Below are 16,123 nucleotides of genomic sequence, written 5' to 3'. Positions count from 1 at the left end.
GTTCACATTGATGAAGGAACGAACGGTGCTACGGCAGCGTCAGACACCGAGCTCGGTCGGTTCGGGGATTTCGATGACAAGCTATTCGATGATCAAGGTCGGCAACGACTATGTCGTGCAGGCCAATGACAAATGCATTTTGAAGGTCGGCAGCCGCCGCAGAGCCGCGCAATTGATCAGCGAAGCCACGGACTTGCTGAATGCGCTCGCTGCCGTCGAATCCCCTGATCTTGCGCCGGAGGCGCCTTCACTCCGCCGTGAGACGCCGGAACTTCCTTGACTGGTCTGCCCGACTCCCGTATCAGCCGCGGCGGGACACCTCCCCCCAACGGGAGGCTTACTATCTGGAAGGGTAGATTATGACTGTAGCGAAGCCCGCTTCGCGGCCGAACGTGCCGCATTTCTCCTCCGGCCCCTGCGCCAAGCGCCCCGGATGGAACGCCCAAAATCTCAAGGACGCAGCCCTCGGCCGCTCGCATCGCGCGAAGGTGGGCAAGGCCAAGCTCAAGCTCGCGATCGATCTGACGCGCGAAGTGCTCGAGGTCCCCGCCGATTACCGCATCGGCATCGTGCCGGCCTCGGATACCGGCGCGGTCGAGATGGCGCTGTGGTCGCTGCTTGGTGCGCGGCCCGTCACCACGCTTGCCTGGGAATCCTTCGGCGAGGGCTGGGTCAGCGATATCGTCAAGGAATTGAAGCTCAAGGACGTCACCAAGCTGAACGCAGCCTATGGTGAGATCCCCGATCTCTCCAAGGTGGATCCCAAGAGCGACGTCGTCTTCACCTGGAATGGGACCACGTCAGGCGTGCGCGTGCCGAACGCGGACTGGATCAGCGCCACTCGCGAAGGACTCACGATCTGCGACGCGACCTCGGCCGCATTCGCGCAGCCGCTCGATTTCGCAAAACTCGACGTCGTCACCTTCTCCTGGCAGAAGGCGCTCGGCGGCGAAGCCGCCCACGGCATGCTGATCCTGTCGCCGCGTGCGGTGGAGCGGCTCGAGACCTACAAGCCGGCCTGGCCGCTGCCGAAGATCTTTCGCATGACCAAGGGCGGCAAGATCAACGAAGGCATTTTCGTCGGCGAGACCATCAACACGCCCTCGATGCTCTGCGTCGAGGATTATCTCGACGCGCTGAACTGGGCCAAGTCGATCGGCGGCCTCAAGGCGCTGATCGCGCGTGCCGACGCCAACACCAAGGTGCTCGCCGACTGGAAGGCGAAGACGCCCTGGATCGACTTCCTGGCGAAGGATCCTTCGATCCGCTCCAACACTTCGGTGTGCCTCAAGTTCACCGATCCCGCGATCACCTCGCTCTCCGAGGACGCGCAGGCCGAGTTCTCTAAGAAGCTGGTCGCGCTGGTCGAGAAGGAAGGCGCAGGCTACGACTTCGCCTATTACCGCGATGCGCCGGCCGGCCTGCGCATCTGGTGTGGCGCCACCGTCGAAGCCAAGGACGTCGAGCTGCTGACGCAGTGGATCGACTGGGCCTTTGCCGAGACCAAGGCCGCTCTGCCCAAGGCGGCGTGAGCAGGTTTCACTCGTCGCGTTATCTCAACTCGTCATGGCCGGGCTTGACCCGGCCATCCATCGATCAAGAGAGATGGCTCCGCCGGTCAAGCCCGCGGATGACGTTCCGTAAATGCAGCCCGCACCCACGGATCACACCCATGACTAAACCCAAAGTTCTCATTTCCGACGCGCTCTCTCCCGCCGCCGTGCAGATCTTCAAGGACCGCGGCGTCGACGTCGACTTCCAGCCCAACCTCGGCAAGGACAAGGACAAGCTCGCCGAGATCATTGGCGATTACGACGGCCTTGCGATCCGCTCCGCGACCAAGGCGACCGCCAAGATCATCGAGAAGGCGACGAGGCTGAAAGTGATCGGCCGCGCCGGCATCGGCGTCGACAATGTCGAGATTCCCGCCGCCACGGCCAAGGGCATCATCGTGATGAACACGCCGTTCGGTAATTCGATCACGACCGCCGAGCACGCCATCACCCTGATGCTGGCGCTCGCCCGCGAGATCCCGCAGGCCGACGCCTCGACCCAGGCCGGCAAGTGGGAGAAGAACCGCTTCATGGGCGTCGAGATCACCGGCAAGGTGTTAGGCGTCGTCGGCTGCGGCAATATCGGCTCGATCGTGGCCGATCGCGCGCTCGGCCTGCGCATGAAGGTGATCGCCTTCGATCCGTTCCTGTCGCCGGAGCGCGCCAAGGACATCGGCGTCGAGAAGGTCGAGCTCGACGATCTCCTCAAGCGCGCCGACTTCATCACCCTGCACACCCCGCTCACCGAGAAGACCAGGAACATCATCGACGCGGCCGCGATCGCCAAGATGAAGAAGGGCGTGCGCCTGATCAACTGCGCCCGCGGCGGCCTCGTCGACGAGCAGGCGGTGGTCGATGCGCTCAATTCCAAGCACATCGCCGGCGCCGCCTTCGACGTCTTCGTCGAGGAGCCCGCAACCAAGAACGTGCTGTTCGGCCATCCTAACGTAATCTGCACGCCGCATCTCGGCGCCTCCACCACGGAAGCGCAGGAGAACGTTGCGCTCCAGGTCGCCGAGCAAATGTCGGACTATCTGCTCACCGGTGCGATCTCGAACGCGGTCAACTTCCCCTCGATCACCGCGGAAGAAGCGCCGAAGCTGAAGCCGTTCATCGCGCTCGCCGAGAAGCTCGGCTCGTTCGCGGGCCAGCTCACCGAGAGCGGCATCCTCAAGGTCGAGATCACCTATGAAGGCCACGTCGCCGAGATGAAGATCAAGGCGATCACCTCCGCGGTGCTTTCGGGTCTGCTGCGACCGATGCTGGGCGAGGTCAACGTGGTGTCCGCGCCGGTCGTCGCCAAGGAGCGCGGCATGGTGGTGGACGAGATCGTGCGCGCAGCGCAGAGCGACTATGAGAGCCTGATCACCGTCACCGTCACCACCGAGCGGCAGGAGCGGTCGGTCTCGGGCACCGTCTATGCCGATGGCAAGCCGCGCCTCGTCGACATCAAGGGCATCCGCGTCGATGCCGAGTTCGGCAAGTCGATGATCTACGTCACCAACGAGGACAAGCCGGGCTTCATCGGCAAGTTCGCGAGCCTGCTCGGCGACGCCAAGATCAACATCGCCACGTTCCATCTCGGCCGCGTCGCGCCCGGCAGCGATGCCATTGCCCTGGTCGAGGTCGACGGCGCCGTGCCGGCCGATTTGCTCGCCAAGGTGCAGGCGCTGCCGCAGGTCAAGCAGGCCAAGGCGCTGACGTTCTGATCCTTCACCTCTCCCGTAGGGAGAGGTCGGATCGCATCGAAAGATGCGATCCGGGTGAGGGGTTAGGCTCTCACCGAATGCTGCGGCCCTCACCCGGATTGCTCAGGCGCGCAATTGCGCGCCATGGCAATCCGACCTCTCCCCGCTGGGGAGAGGTGACTCACACCAGCCATTTGAGTCTGATGAGTCTGATCCTTCGTCGCGCCGCCGACATATTCCGACCCGCGGAACAACGCCGCCTCCGTCACCGGAGGCGGCGTTTTTATTTCTCCCGCCTCGGCCAAACTTTGTGTACCAATGGCGGTAAGGACGCTCCGTTCAAAATCGTTCGACAAGGGAGAAACACATGCGTGAAGCCGTCATCGTTTCCTATGCGCGCACCGGCCTGGCCAAGTCCGGCCGCGGCGGGTTCAACATCACGCCGCCGATGTCGCTCGCCGCCCACGCCATCCAGCACGCGGTGAAGCGCGCCGGCGTCGAAAAGGACTATGTCGAGGACTGCTATCTCGGCAATTGCGCTCATGGCGCGCCGAACATCGGCCGTCAGGCCGCGCTGCTCGCCGGCCTGCCGAAGTCCACCGCCGGCGTGTCGGTGAACCGCTTCTGCTCCTCGGGGCTTCAGACCATCGCGATGGCTGCCAACTCGATCCGCTCCGACGGTGCCGACTGCATCGTTGCCGGCGGCGTTGAGAGCATCTCGATTCCGGGCGGCGGCTCGCCGAAGGAATCGATCGATCCGGAATTGCTCAAGGTCGCCCCTGACATCTTCATGGCGATGATCGATACCGCCGACATCGTCGCGGAACGCTACAAGCTCAGCCGCGAATATCAGGACGAGTTCTCGCTGGAATCGCAGCGCCGCATGGCCGCGGCGCAGCAGGCCGGCAAGTTCAAGGACGAGATCGTCCCGATGAAGACCAAGATGAAGGTCGTCGACAAGCAGACCAAGGCGGAGTCGATCGTCGATTACGTCGTCGATCGCGACGAGTGCAACCGGCCCGACACCACGATGGAGGGCCTTGCCAAGCTCGAGCCGGTGAAGGGCCCCGGCAAATACGTCACCGCCGGCAATGCCAGCCAGCTCTCCGATGGCGCCGCCGCCGTGGTGCTGATGGAAGCCAAGGACGCCGAGAAGCGCGGCCTCAAGCCGCTCGGACGCTTCGTCGCCTGGGCGACCGCGGGCTGCGAGCCCGACGAGATGGGCATCGGCCCCGTGTTCGCGATTCCGAAGCTCTTGAAGCGCACCGGGCTCAAGATCGACGACATCGATCTATGGGAGCTCAACGAGGCCTTCGCCAGCCAGTGCCTGTATTGCCGCGACAAGCTCGGCATCGATCCCGCCAAGTACAACGTCAACGGCGGCTCGATCGCGATCGGGCATCCCTTCGGCATGACCGGCGCGCGGCTCACCGGCCATCTGCTCCAGGAAGGGGCACGCCGCAAGGCCAAGTGGGGCGTGGTGACGATGTGCATCGGCGGCGGCCAGGGCGGCGCCGGCCTGTTCGAGATCTATCACTGAGACTTCGAGATCTATCACTGAGACCAACGCAAGCATTGTGTAGGGCACGGCGCGACAAGCGCCGTGCCCTTTCGTTTGAGCGACAGCATGGCAGACCTGGTTCCTGCAACCGAAGGCTTTATTCCGGCTGGTTTGGAAATCTTCACGGTGTCGGGCGTTTACGCGCGAAGGGGCAAGCGGAGGAGAAACGCTCATGCGAACGACAATGGCAGTCATCCTTATCGCGGCCCCGCTGATGGCGGGGCCGGCAATCGCGCAGCAGGCAACACCTAACCAGAACGTGCAGAGCGAGGCGGACAAAGGCCTCAAGACGCAGAATTCCGGCGCCTCGGGCTACGTTGGAGAGCAGGACAAGCCGGGCTCGGCCGCGACCGCGCCGGGAGATCACACGCGCACGGACAGCAGCAGCGGTGTCGCTACCGCGCCCAGCGCGCAGAACTCGGGGACGGGTATCGCTGGGGCTCCCGGCAACAAGAACGGTCCTCCCGCTCGCACCGGAACGGTTGGCTCAAATTCGCAAAACCCGACCGTCCAGCAGCAGGATACCTCGAACATCAAGGGCTTGCCGGGCAACAAGAGCGGCCCGCCGGCCAAGCGCTGAGAGCGGCGTGAAGGAGGGCCGGTCCGTTGGAACCGACCCTCCGCAGAATGCCCACTCACGCCTTCGCCAGCGCCGGCGCGAACACCACTTCGATCAGCGTGCCGGAATTGCCCGCGCTCTTGATGTTGAACTGGGCGCGGTTGGCTTCGACCAGCGCCTTGGTCAGCGATAGGCTGAGCGCGGAGCTGTCCGCGGCATCGCCAGGCGGCGGAGTGCGGAACGGCTCCATCGCGGCGGCGACTTCGCGTTCGCTGAGGCCATGGCCGGTGTCGCGGATGCGCAGCGCGATCTCGCCGCGATCGGTCAGCGCGGTCGAGACGATGACCTGGCCGCCGGCGCTCGCAAGCCGGATCGAGTTCGAGATCAGGTTCACGGTGATCTGCCGCATTGCGCGCGCATCCACCGTGACCTGCGGCAGCGCATGCGCCAGCGAGGTGCGGATGATGATGCGCTCGCGATTAGCCTGCGGCTGCATCACCACGACGCAGGCCTCGACGAGGTCGTTGAGATTGAGGTTGGCGAAATTGAGGTCGAGCTTGCCGGTCTCGATCCGCGACAGCTCCAAGAGATCGTCGATGATCGCGATGACGCGCTCGCCGGAGGCGCGGATGTCCTTCATGTATTCGCCGTAGCGCTCGTTGCCGAGCGCGCCGAAACGCTCGGAGATCATCACCTCGGCGAAGCCGATGATGGCGTTGAGCGGGGTGCGGATCTCGTGGCTGATCCGCGCCAGCATGTCGGCCTTGGCCGTCGCTGCGCCGTCGGCGAGACGGCGGGCCCGCGTCAGCTCGCTCTCGCCCTTCTTGCTCTGCGAGAGATCGCGGAACACGGCGAAGAAGTTCGGGCCGTCCGGCCGTGTGCGGCCCATGATCATCGCGAGCGGAATGACGCCGCCCTTCTTCTCGCGGCCCAGCACCTCGCGGCCGTGGTCGAGCAGGCTCGCAATGTCCTGGCTCTTCAGGCTTTCGAGATAGTCGGCGACGATCTGCTGGCTCTCAGGGGCGAACAGCGTCGCCAGATTCTGCTCGAGCAGGGCTTCACCGTCATAGCCGAACAGCGCCTCGGCGCTGCGGTTGCAGGCGTGGATGTTGCCTTCCGCATCGAACATCACGATGCCCTCGGCCGTGGTGTCCAGGATCGCGGCGAGATCCTCGGCGTCGGCATCGCCGGCCGCGGGCTCGAGCTCGGGCGCAAAGGGCAAGGATTCGGAGACAATCGTCTCGGCGATATCGGGCGCGGCGACCATTGGCGCAGCCTGCGGCAGCGCGCAGATCAGCGCATGCGCGCTCTCGCCGTCCCAGTCGATCGTGTGCAGATGCGCTTCCGTGGTCGCAAGCGGCGCTTGGCCGTTCGCGATGGCCGCGCTGATCGTCACCGGCGTGCCTGCTTGCGACGTGCTGCTGGCCGCAGACACGCCCGGCTCGACATAGAGCGCGTCCAGCCCGCCGGCATCCTCCAGCGCGCTCAGGTCTTGATAGCCCATGCGCGCGAGGAAGGCAGGGTTGGCGTAGAGCAGGCGGTCGAGGCGATAGATCAGGATGCCGGTCGGCAACAGGTCGAGCAGCGCGCGGTCGCGCGCGGGCTCGCCGCGTGCCGGCGGCGCCGGCTCGGTCAGCCATTCGGCCGCAGCCTGCGGCGCCTCGGGCCCAGGCGCGGGTGGTTCGGGCGCGATCTCGGCGGCCGGCGGCTCGGACGTGTCGGCGGCGATCGTCTCGCGGTCGCGCTCGAGCCGCTCGGATAATTGCCGGGCGAGCTCGTTGAACGCGCTGTTCTCGACCGGCGTCAGCGTCGGCGAGCGTGCATCGCCATGCGGGCGGAACGGCACGACATTCGGAGGCGGCGTTTCCACTGGCGTTTCCGGATCGGTTGGATGTGAATTCGCGTCGGGTGTGGGGTCGGGCAGTTCGGCTTCAGCCTCGGGCGCAGGCGGCGCGATCGGCGGAGGCGGCGTCGCTGCCTCGGCCTCCGGCTCCGGCTCGACGCTTTCGGCGGACAGGCCGTGCTGCGCCGGCGCTTCGGCCAGCCGCTCGAAGCGGCGGAGCGCCTCGAGCCGGTTGAGGCCGTCAAGATCGCGGCAGACGCCAAAGCCTTTGAAGCCGGCGAAATTCCGCTCCCGATCGTAGATCGGCAGGCCCGCGAGCTCGACCGGCAGATGCTCGCCGCCATCGGCGGGCCAGTTCACGGTGATGCCGGCCCAGGTGTCGTGGCTCTCGAGCGCCTCTGCGATGCGCCCGTCGGGATCGAGCGCAAATTCCGCGGCGATCTCGCGCCAGGGGCGGCCGAAGCCGGCGGCGGTGTGCGGACCGATGAGACGGATGAATTCGTCGGAGCGAAGCACAAAGCGTCCCTCGGCATCCATCTGCCAGAGGAAGCGCAGCGGATGCTGACGCGGTGCGGGCGTCTTCTCGTGGCCCGGCGGCGGCTCGACCATGCCGATAGTGATCGGCGCCGGCCGCGGCGACACAATGGCCTGGGCGCAGTTTTCAACCGGAGTTTTGGCCGCGGCCTCCGCGGTCTGCTCGGGCGCCGGTTCTTGCACGGCCTCCACGGCCGCTTCGCTCACGGCCGGTTCGGGCGCGGGCGTCGTCGTCGCGGCTATGTCGGATGTTTCGATCGGCTCAGCGAAGGCGTCGAACAATGCGATCCCGGCCTCCGCATCCAGCGATGACGGCTCGTTCGTCATTGCGGCGTCCTGCGCCGCTTCGACCGGGGTTTCGGCAGCAGCGTCCAATACGCTTTCGGGCGCAGACGCTGCGGACGCCTGTTGCGCGGCGCTGGGCTCGATCAGCGCGACAAGGCCGACATCGGCGCCCGTGCCGACCCGTTGCAGCACCATCTGGCCGATGCCGATCGGCGTCGCGGCGCGGCCGCAGGTCAGCGCTTCGCTGCGGGCCCGGTCGAGGCCCGCTTCGCCGAGATCGCGAAAGCCGAGGAGAGAACGGGCGGCCTCGCTGGCGCCGACGAACAGGCCGTCAGGCGCGAACGCGGCCATCGGCACCTTGGCGCCGTCGACGAGACGAAGCAGCCGCTCGAGCAGCGGCATGCTGCGCAGCGACGGGTCCATCGCGGCGACGAGCACGCCATGGCTGCCATCGGCGAAGTCGAGGCGGGCGCAGGCGCAGGTCATCAGCATGCCGAGCCGGGCGCCGAAGCCGCGCAGCCGTTCGAGCCGCACAGTGCCGGTCGGCGGCAGGCTGCGGGCGAGCCGGGCAACCTGGCGGCGGTGGCTGTCCGCCGGGCCGAACGTCCGCTCCGCGAGGGCTGTGGCATGGGCCGCGCCGAACAGTTTTGCGCCGACCGGATTGGCCCAGAGCACGCGCGTGCCGTCGATCGACCAGAGCCAGGCGGGCAGCGGAGAGGTCGCGTGCACGGCCAGCCGGGGATCGCCCACGCCTCGCAACTGGAAATCCGAACTCTTCATCCGACCGGCTTTAAGTCCCGCTTGTCAGCATCGCGTTAAGGCTGCCGCGAATGACAGCCTTAAGAAAGGGTTAGTATCGCCCGCGCCCGCGCGCAGGTCCACGGCTCCGGCCCTTCGCGCACGGCCCAAAGCCGCGATAACCTTAATCCAGCCGACCCCGCAAGCCGCAGCGCCGTGGCATCCAAGGGATTCGCGGGACGACCCTCATCATCCCGGTTGACGGAAGAGACTCGCTCGTTGCCACGACGAAGGTCCGTTCCCTCCCCCCTTGTGGGGGAGGGCTAGAGAGGGGGGAGCCCAGGAAAAGGTGCCACCTGTTGATGCTGCACCCAAGCCGATGCCCTCCGGAAAGCCCCCGAGTGGGACTCCCCTGCCCCTGCCCAAGGGAGGGAACGATAGAGTGGATCTCTCTGGCTAGCCAACAACGCACCCGGCTACCTCAACCACCGGCTTCCCAATCGGGAACCTCACCCGCAGCGGGATTAAATTATCGCAACGCACCCTCCTGGCACATTGCGATGCACAATGTTGACACGATGCGCTGCCATAGTCTTGGGCGCTGGGCGAGCCATCTCATTTGTTTCGCGTTTCCAGTCTTCGTACCCGCTGAATGCGAGGGCCCAAATTGGGGCCGGCGGGCGCGCCAGAAGGCTCACTCCATTTTTTCATTTAGCGTGAGGGACAACATGACAGGTGCGACTGATCCGTTTTCTGCCTCGATCATTCCGTTCGAGGTTCCCGAGCAGATGCGTGCGTTCGCCGAAAAGGGCGTGTCGCAGGCCCGCGAGAACTACGCCAAGTTCAAGGACGCCGCCGAAACCCACAACGGCACCGTGGAAGCCGTGTTCACCTCCGCCAGCAAGGGCGCGAGCGAGTACACCGCCAAGCTGGTCGAGTTCATGAAGGCCAATACCAGCGCCCAGCTGGACTTTGCCCAGCAGCTGTTCGGCCTCAAGTCGCCGGCCGAAGTGCTGGAGCTGTGGACCGGCCATACCCGCAAGCAGTTCGAGACCTTGCAATCCCAGGCCAAGGAGCTGGTCGAGCTCAGCCAGCGCGTCGCCGCCGAGACCGCCGAGCCGATCAAGGCCAGCGCCGAGAAGTTCTACAAGCCCGCCGCCTGAAGCGGACCAGACTTGAAGTGATTGAGAAACCCGGGCCGAAAGTCCCGGGTTTTCTTTGGAACGACGCTGCGGGCGATGCGGCTTGGGTTAATCGACCTGCGCCAAGAATTCGGACGACCTCTCCCCGCTGGGGAGAGGTGAACAAGGCCCAGCCGATCGATCTCATTTTCTCGCCCTGGAGAGGGGCAAATATCGGGTTTTGCGGCCTTGCCAAAAACGCCGGTTGCACCTAGTTTCCGCCCCGTCCAGCCCCCTCGGCACCGGCCCTTACCTGAGGGCGTCCCAAGGCGCGGCTCGCCAGGATGCAGTTGTAGCTCAGTTGGTTAGAGCGCCTGTCTGTGGAACAGGAGGTCGGTGGTTCGAGCCCACCCAACTGTACCAAGCAAAATAAGATCTTACACTGCTTTTGGTCTTTTCTTCCCATATCTGTAGCTACCACCTAGCTAACGTAATGAGCGCTTACTCGGGTAGTTCGATATCCGGCCAGCGCTGCATGAGATTCGAACGGTACCGCTGGAAATTGTCAATTCTGCCGAGAGTGAGGAACATGCGCAGCATGCGTCTGAGAACGAGAACGAGCAGGAAAAGGCCTGACACCAAGAGCCAGATTGCTGCGGGCTTTTCCTGTCCCGGTGAGCCTAGCGGGCCAACCGCTCTTCCAGTGGCAAATCCTAAGAAACCCGCCATGAGGCCTATGAAAGTGTAGAGGCTAATGAAGCCCCAGTGGTTGATTGCATAAATGTATTTATCTCGCTTGCCCGATTTAAAGTCCCTCACGAGCGCGTAACTAGCTAGTGCCTTGCCTTGTTGCGCTCAATGAAGCCTGACTTAAGTTTGCCAAAAGCGGTGCCGATCGTTGGCATCGCGAATGTAGAAAGTATGTTTGTGACGAACCCTAAAATCGTCCCAGCAACTAAGAGCCAAATGTCTTTCGCTTCCATGTGCGCTTCCCCACTCTCAAGTCGCGATGATGGGGATACTAGCCTCCGAATTGTGCGAGCAACGCAAGCTTGCTGAGATGATCCCCAGATTCGGGGTGCCCAAATTCGGGAATTTTCTACGTCGTGCCGGCGCTAGGCCCCGCTCGCGTCGTTCACGATTCCGGCCGAAAGCCACCTACGATTACAATGTGCCGGGGAAAACTGATTCGGGGCAGTATGGTGCAGACGAAAGCCAAAAGGCCGCGTCGCCTCAAGCGCGAGGCACTTGTTTTTGCGCACCTTGAGCGGGTTTCAAAGAACCTCTTAATCGATCACCCCGACATTGTGCGGGAACTGATCGGCCGGAACGCAGGGGTTTACGCCCTCTATCGCAAAAACAAGCTCTATTACGTCGGTCTCGCCAGCGCCCTGCGCAACCGACTGACCGCACACGGAAAGAACCGACACGGAAATTCCTGGGACCACTTCTCGGTTTACCTGACAATTCGCGATCAGCACCTCAGAGAGATTGAAGCGCTGTTGCTGCGAATTACGCGCCCTCCCGGCGCAAAACAATCAGGCAAGCTAGCGCAATCACGCGATCTAAAGCGCCAGATAAAGCGATCGATACGTTCGAAACAAGCTAAGCAAATGTCGTCGCTCTTTGATTGGGGGCCTATCCGAGATGACGATGAGATACCCGCGAAAGTACGCGGAGAGACTGAGTTAGTACGGCTCCTTCCAACGGGAGCCACACTACGCGCGGACTACAAGGGGAAGATATTCAAGGCCCGCGCACGCCGAGATGGCACCGTCCGCTACAGAGGCAAAACCTACAGCTCTCTGAGCTTAGCCGGCAGAGCCGTCGTACGGCGAGCCATTAACGGCTGGTGGTTCTGGAAAATCGAACGCGGCAAAGGCAATTGGGAGCGGCTCACTAAAATCAGGCGCGCCGGTACTCCGATCTATAAGTGAGTTGTGGCGTCGATCCGTCCGTCATGCGACAAAAGAAAAAAAGCAATGTTCATCGATTGAGTGTCACTGTAACTGGCTGCTTCACGAGAACGAGGCAGGCGAATTTTTCCTGACGAAGCTCGGCCGCCAAGAGGTCGAGAAGTGCAACCTTCATAAGGTCGGCTAGCTGATCAGGCTGGTGCTCGGTTTGATTACGACGATGCCTGTAACAATCACGGCAGAAAAATGATCGAAAAGAGTGCTGCGCTCTATCTCGGATGTTTGCGCCGTCGAGGACATGAACTCAGCTCCTTTTTGCAACGCTCGTGGATCGTCCTCACCTTTTTCGCACTGGTGGTGCTTTTCTTCTTTGTCAGCACTGCCACGGACCCAAACTTCTGGGCCGAGCGTACCTTTGACTCCCATGGGTCGATCAAAGAGGTCAAGTTCGACGGCATGAAGATCGCGCAACAAGTCGCGCTCTTCTTGCTTGCCCTCATCGGACTGGCCCTTGCGATCTGGAGATCGATAACGTCACATCGTCAAGCGACGGCATCTCTTGAGCAAGCAAAGACCGCGATTAAACAGGCCGAGATTGCAAGCAAGCAGGCTGAGACTGCCAGCAAGCAAGCCGAGATCGCGGAGAACAATCAGAGGTTCGATAGGTACGCGCGCGCTGCACAGCTGCTAGACAACGAAAAATCAGCCGTCCGCCAAGCCGGCATATACCTCCTTCGCGAGCTTGCTATAGGTGACGAAAAGTACCGGTCTCTCTGCGCAGAGCTGTTGGCTAGTTTCATCCGATCTCACAATACAGATGCGCTTGATGCACTTGTTCCACTTAAGGACATTGAGGCGATGCAGAAACTTGCCGACAAGGCTACGCCAGCAGAAATTGTTGATGCCTTTAAGAGCATCTGCAGGACCCGGCCAGGTGGAATAGATACAGTCAATCTCCAAGGTATTGTGCTCTCCCAATTCCGGCTAGATCACCGCGATCAGCTCGTCAACTTGAACCTAAATCATTCCTATTTAAATCAGCCTCAAATTTATGGGTTGGAGGTACGCTCTTGCGAGCTAGCCAGAGCTACATTTCGGTTCGGCACGTTTCATCAGGTTAACTTTGAGGGGAACGATCTTTACGAGACCAATTTCCATAACATGGACTTTGAGGACGTTCGCTTCAGGGATACGCGATTTTGGAATTGCAGCTTTAACAACTGCACGTTCAAAGATTGCGATATGAGCGGAGCTGCGTTTGTTGATGACTTGGGCGATTTGGCTATGCCTTTTGATGTTGACGCGCTCAAGGACTCGTGGGCGTGGCAAAACAATCTGCCTCGACTAAGTGGGAAATTTGCAGGGGCCGTCTATGACCCTGGCCCTGGTAACAAGTATCGCAATGAGTTTGCTCGAGCACGGGAAAAGCGAAGAGTGTCCGGCAACATCTTCGCTTTTGTTACTCCTGACGAAAGCTGGAAGATTCTCTAGGTAGATGGGTAGATGGTGCCCGAATGCTGTTGCATCAGAGTTGTCGCCCATTCTCAGCGTTAATTGCGGCCGCCGCCGGACGCGAGACAAAGGAGCGGCGGCTCGCAATGCCTACCGCGCCCGGAAATGAGAAGGGCCGCAGGCTGTCGGGGTTTTTCATGAAGATCGGACACTCACCGACTTGTCCGCCCCAGATCGAGGGTATTCGCTAAGCCGCACTGATCCGCTCCGGCTTCTTGGCACCCGCTACGACGATGCCGAGTACGGCGCGCCGGTCCGCGTCCAGCCTGCGAAAGGCTGCGCCTTGCTCTTCGCTGATTTCGATCAGCGCTTCCTCGTCGCGCTCGCGAGCCAGTAGCTCCGCTTCCAGCTCCAGCAGCTTGGCCGCGCGTTCATCTGATGACATCGTGAGCGCTGGGTGCGGTATTCTGCCGATCTCTTCGTGCAGCCGCTTCTCGAAAGCGATAGGGTCGAGCCAAGCGAGCGCAGCGCCAAAATCGAGCTTTGCAGTCCAAGCCCCTCCACCGACGTGTCGAACTGGGCTTGGAAGGGCCGCCCATGATCAAAGGTGCGCTTCGGCCGGCGCCGCTCGCGCTGAGCCGCAACATAAGCTGATGCCTGCTTCTTGAGATCGACGACGATCAATGCGGTGGCCATGCGCCCCTATGACCCCAGCCCGATGATCCTCCGCGCCATGCGCACATTGGCATAGTCGATCATCTTGCCGTCGAGCGTCACCGCGCCCTGGCCTTGCGCCTCGGCGCTCTCCATGGCCTCGACGATCCGCCGTGCCTGCGTCAGTTCCTCGTCCGATGGCATGAACGCACGCAACGTCGGTTCGATCTGGTCGGGATGGATGATTTGTTTGCCGTCAAAGCCCATGGCGGCGGCCTTCTGCGCGCTGCTTTCGGTGAGCCTGGCATCGCGAAAGGCGCCGCACGGGCCGTCGATGGCGCGCAGGCCGAAGGCACGTGCCGCCACCAAGAGGCGCATCATGGGATAGGCGAACAGATCGAGCGGCGCGGACGCGTAGCCGCTTTGCGCCGAGCCGACGTGGCGGTAGCCGTCTGGCGAAATTCCGATGTCGGAGGTGCGGGCCCCGAGCGAGGCCGCGAAGTCGCCGACACCGAGATGAAGCGCGGCGATGCTGTCGTGGCAGGCGGCGAGCGCGTCGACATTGACGAGACCCAGCGCCGTCTCGATCAGCAATTCGAGCGCCACCGGCGCGGGGCGATCCGGCGCAGCCCCGCGCAGCTGGTCGGCAATGGCAACGATGTCGCTGGCGCGCTCCGCCTTCGGCACGATCACCGCATCCAGCCGCGGATGCGCCGCCAGCGCGCGGATCTCCTCTCCGATGAACGAGCTGTCGACGGCGTTGAGCCTGATCGCGATGCGTTTGTTGCCCCAGTCGAGCGATGACAGCGACCGGACAGCTTCCTCCAGCGCAACATCCTTCTCGGATGGCGGCACCGCGTCCTCGAGGTCCATGAACACCGCATCGGCAGCCGAGGCGGCGGCTTTGGCGACAAGGCGGGAGCGATGCGCGGGAACGGCCAGATAGGCCCGCGTCGGCCGCAGTGAGACCATCGTCACGTCTCCCTGGCGAGGCCGAGTTCACCGAGGATGGAATCGTTGTGCTCGCCGACATCAGGCACCGGATCCATCCGCGGCGACAGGCCGGCAATGGTGAGCGCCGGCAGGAAGCTCATCACCGGTCCGCTGGGCGAGCCGACCGTCTGCACCCGCGAGCGCGCGTGGAGTTGCTCATGCTGCAGGAAGGCATCGACCGAGTTCAGATGGGCGTTGGCGATCGAGGCTTCGTCGAGCAGCCGCAGCACCTCTTCGCTGGTCATCGATGCAAAGCGCTGCTCGATATGCGCCTGCAGATCGTCTCGGTTCTGCATGCGCAGCGGATTGGTGCGGAAGCGCAGGTCGTCGGCGAAGCCGGCATCGCCGAGGACGATGCGGCACAGCGACCGCCATTCGCGATCGTTCTGGATGCCGAAGAAGATGGTGTTGCCGTCTCCCACCCGGAACGGGCCGTACGGCGCGATCGTCGCGTGCCGCGCGCCGGTTCGCGGCAGCGGCCGGCCCGTACTGTGCGTGTAGAAGGCGGGATAGCTCATCCAGTCCGTGATGGAATCGAACAACGAAGCCTGGAAGGCGGTGCCCTTGCCGGTCCGCTCACGGCGATACAGCGCCATCAGCACGCCATTGAGGATGTGCATGCCGGTGGCGATATCGACCACGGAAAGCCCGACCTTTGCCGGCTCCGCCTCGGTGCCGTTGACGGCGAGCACGCCGGCCTCGCACTGGACCAGCAGATCGTAGGCCTTCTTGTTGCTGTAGGGGCCTCCGGTCCCATAGCCTGAAACGTCGCAGGCGATGATCCGCGGGAATTTGCGCAAGAGAGATGCGGCGTCGAGGCCCAGCCGCTCCGCCGCGCCGGGCGCGAGGTTTTGGATGAAGACGTCGGCCCGCGGCAGCAGGGCGTCGAGCACCTTGCGGCCATCGGGACTCTTGATGTCGATCGCGAGGCTTTCCTTCGAACGATTGGTCCAGACGAACTGGCTCGACATGCCGTTCATCACATGATCGTAGTCCCGGCAGAAATCGCCGTCGCCCGGCCGCTCGATCTTGATGACCCGCGCACCCCAATCCGCCAGATGCCGGCTGGCAAGCGGCGCCGCAATCGCCTGCTCGAGCGAGACCACCGTCACGCCCGACAGCGGCAGCTCCGTCTCATTCCCATCCATGCGATCGCTCCACTCCCGTGCGCTCTTGATCAGCGCAGGAGACAAGCCGATCCATCCCACGCGCATTCTTTGATGATG

The 16,123-nt window shown here is 63.1% G+C and carries 12 protein-coding genes, 1 tRNA gene and 1 pseudogene; 9 read left to right on the top strand and 5 right to left on the bottom strand.

The window, feature by feature from the left end; all coding sequences use genetic code 11:
- The first annotated feature begins 88 nt into the window (after positions 1 to 88).
- The 5 genes and pseudogenes from IVA98_RS30145 to IVA98_RS30125 form a co-directional block, all read left to right on the top strand.
- Complete coding sequence (locus IVA98_RS30145) at positions 89 to 280, top strand: hypothetical protein (RefSeq protein WP_247308172.1); 192 nt, start codon at positions 89 to 91, stop codon at positions 278 to 280.
- A gap of 79 nt (positions 281 to 359) precedes the next feature.
- Positions 360 to 1,532, top strand: coding sequence for a phosphoserine transaminase (locus IVA98_RS30140; protein ID WP_247308170.1), 1,173 nt, complete (start codon positions 360 to 362; stop codon positions 1,530 to 1,532).
- Positions 1,533 to 1,672: 140 nt separating this feature from the next.
- Positions 1,673 to 3,262: a phosphoglycerate dehydrogenase gene (serA, locus tag IVA98_RS30135; RefSeq protein WP_247356077.1), complete on the top strand. Its 1,590-nt coding sequence runs from the start codon at positions 1,673 to 1,675 to the stop codon at positions 3,260 to 3,262.
- Between the two features lie 346 nt (positions 3,263 to 3,608).
- Positions 3,609 to 4,781: a thiolase family protein gene (locus IVA98_RS30130; RefSeq protein WP_247307570.1), complete on the top strand. Its 1,173-nt coding sequence runs from the start codon at positions 3,609 to 3,611 to the stop codon at positions 4,779 to 4,781.
- A 412-nt stretch (positions 4,782 to 5,193) separates the two neighbouring features.
- Positions 5,194 to 5,382: pseudogene (locus tag IVA98_RS30125) on the top strand (hypothetical protein); the annotation flags it as partial.
- Positions 5,383 to 5,437: 55 nt separating this feature from the next.
- Here the strand turns inward: IVA98_RS30125 and IVA98_RS30120 are convergent.
- On the bottom strand, positions 5,438 to 8,803 hold the full coding sequence (locus IVA98_RS30120) for a PAS domain-containing sensor histidine kinase (RefSeq protein ID WP_247356076.1): 3,366 nt from the start codon (positions 8,801 to 8,803) through the stop codon (positions 5,438 to 5,440).
- Positions 8,804 to 9,489: 686 nt separating this feature from the next.
- On the opposite strand from IVA98_RS30120, the gene IVA98_RS30115 reads away from it, so the two are divergent.
- Positions 9,490 to 9,924, top strand: a complete 435-nt coding sequence (locus IVA98_RS30115) for a phasin (RefSeq protein WP_247307564.1) — start codon at positions 9,490 to 9,492, stop codon at positions 9,922 to 9,924.
- Between the two features lie 304 nt (positions 9,925 to 10,228).
- A tRNA-His gene (locus tag IVA98_RS30110) sits at positions 10,229 to 10,305 on the top strand.
- Between the two features lie 410 nt (positions 10,306 to 10,715).
- Here the strand turns inward: IVA98_RS30110 and IVA98_RS30105 are convergent.
- A complete protein-coding gene (locus IVA98_RS30105; RefSeq protein ID WP_247307510.1) occupies positions 10,716 to 10,865 on the bottom strand; it encodes a hypothetical protein in 150 nt (49 codons plus the stop codon).
- A 216-nt stretch (positions 10,866 to 11,081) separates the two neighbouring features.
- Between IVA98_RS30105 and IVA98_RS30100 the strand changes: the two genes are divergently transcribed.
- Together IVA98_RS30100 and IVA98_RS30095 are read left to right on the top strand one after the other, a co-directional pair.
- Positions 11,082 to 11,819 carry a hypothetical protein gene (locus tag IVA98_RS30100; protein WP_247356075.1) on the top strand — a complete coding sequence of 246 codons (738 nt, stop codon included), beginning with the start codon at positions 11,082 to 11,084 and terminating at the stop codon, positions 11,817 to 11,819.
- Between the two features lie 225 nt (positions 11,820 to 12,044).
- Complete coding sequence (locus IVA98_RS30095; protein ID WP_247356074.1) at positions 12,045 to 13,289, top strand: pentapeptide repeat-containing protein; 1,245 nt, start codon at positions 12,045 to 12,047, stop codon at positions 13,287 to 13,289.
- 208 nt (positions 13,290 to 13,497) lie between these two features.
- Here the strand turns inward: IVA98_RS30095 and IVA98_RS30090 are convergent, their stop codons facing one another.
- The 3 genes from IVA98_RS30090 to IVA98_RS30080 all read right to left on the bottom strand — a co-directional run bounded on the left by IVA98_RS30090 (position 13,498) and on the right by IVA98_RS30080 (position 16,045).
- Positions 13,498 to 13,695 (bottom strand): hypothetical protein, encoded by a 198-nt coding sequence (locus IVA98_RS30090; RefSeq protein ID WP_247307504.1) that lies wholly within the window; start codon positions 13,693 to 13,695, stop codon positions 13,498 to 13,500.
- A 257-nt stretch (positions 13,696 to 13,952) separates the two neighbouring features.
- Positions 13,953 to 14,876, bottom strand: a complete 924-nt coding sequence (locus IVA98_RS30085) for an HpcH/HpaI aldolase/citrate lyase family protein (RefSeq protein WP_247307501.1) — start codon at positions 14,874 to 14,876, stop codon at positions 13,953 to 13,955.
- A gap of 2 nt (positions 14,877 to 14,878) precedes the next feature.
- Complete coding sequence (locus IVA98_RS30080) at positions 14,879 to 16,045, bottom strand: CaiB/BaiF CoA transferase family protein (RefSeq protein WP_247307498.1); 1,167 nt, start codon at positions 16,043 to 16,045, stop codon at positions 14,879 to 14,881.
- Between the last annotated feature and the right edge of the window lie 78 nt (positions 16,046 to 16,123).

It is taken from the genome of Bradyrhizobium sp. 160, assembly GCF_023073735.1.
GTDB lineage: Bacteria > Pseudomonadota > Alphaproteobacteria > Rhizobiales > Xanthobacteraceae > Bradyrhizobium.
This window is presented reverse-complemented; position numbering and strand designations above follow the sequence as displayed.

What these genes read in the sequence shown, in the direction of transcription:
- IVA98_RS30130 (WP_247307570.1), top strand. Translation starts at nt 3,609, where the DNA reads ATGCGTGAAGCCGTCATCGTTTCCTATGCGCGCACCGGCCTGGCCAAG.
- IVA98_RS30090 (WP_247307504.1), bottom strand. Translation starts at nt 13,695, where the DNA reads ATGTCATCAGATGAACGCGCGGCCAAGCTGCTGGAGCTGGAAGCGGAG.
- IVA98_RS30140 (WP_247308170.1), top strand. Translation starts at nt 360, where the DNA reads ATGACTGTAGCGAAGCCCGCTTCGCGGCCGAACGTGCCGCATTTCTCC.
- IVA98_RS30145 (WP_247308172.1), top strand. Translation starts at nt 89, where the DNA reads ATGATCAAGGTCGGCAACGACTATGTCGTGCAGGCCAATGACAAATGC.
- IVA98_RS30120 (WP_247356076.1), bottom strand. Translation starts at nt 8,803, where the DNA reads ATGAAGAGTTCGGATTTCCAGTTGCGAGGCGTGGGCGATCCCCGGCTG.
- IVA98_RS30095 (WP_247356074.1), top strand. Translation starts at nt 12,045, where the DNA reads ATGATCGAAAAGAGTGCTGCGCTCTATCTCGGATGTTTGCGCCGTCGA.
- IVA98_RS30100 (WP_247356075.1), top strand. Translation starts at nt 11,082, where the DNA reads ATGGTGCAGACGAAAGCCAAAAGGCCGCGTCGCCTCAAGCGCGAGGCA.
- serA (WP_247356077.1), top strand. Translation starts at nt 1,673, where the DNA reads ATGACTAAACCCAAAGTTCTCATTTCCGACGCGCTCTCTCCCGCCGCC.
- IVA98_RS30105 (WP_247307510.1), bottom strand. Translation starts at nt 10,865, where the DNA reads ATGGAAGCGAAAGACATTTGGCTCTTAGTTGCTGGGACGATTTTAGGG.
- IVA98_RS30080 (WP_247307498.1), bottom strand. Translation starts at nt 16,045, where the DNA reads ATGGATGGGAATGAGACGGAGCTGCCGCTGTCGGGCGTGACGGTGGTC.
- IVA98_RS30085 (WP_247307501.1), bottom strand. Translation starts at nt 14,876, where the DNA reads ATGGTCTCACTGCGGCCGACGCGGGCCTATCTGGCCGTTCCCGCGCAT.
- IVA98_RS30115 (WP_247307564.1), top strand. Translation starts at nt 9,490, where the DNA reads ATGACAGGTGCGACTGATCCGTTTTCTGCCTCGATCATTCCGTTCGAG.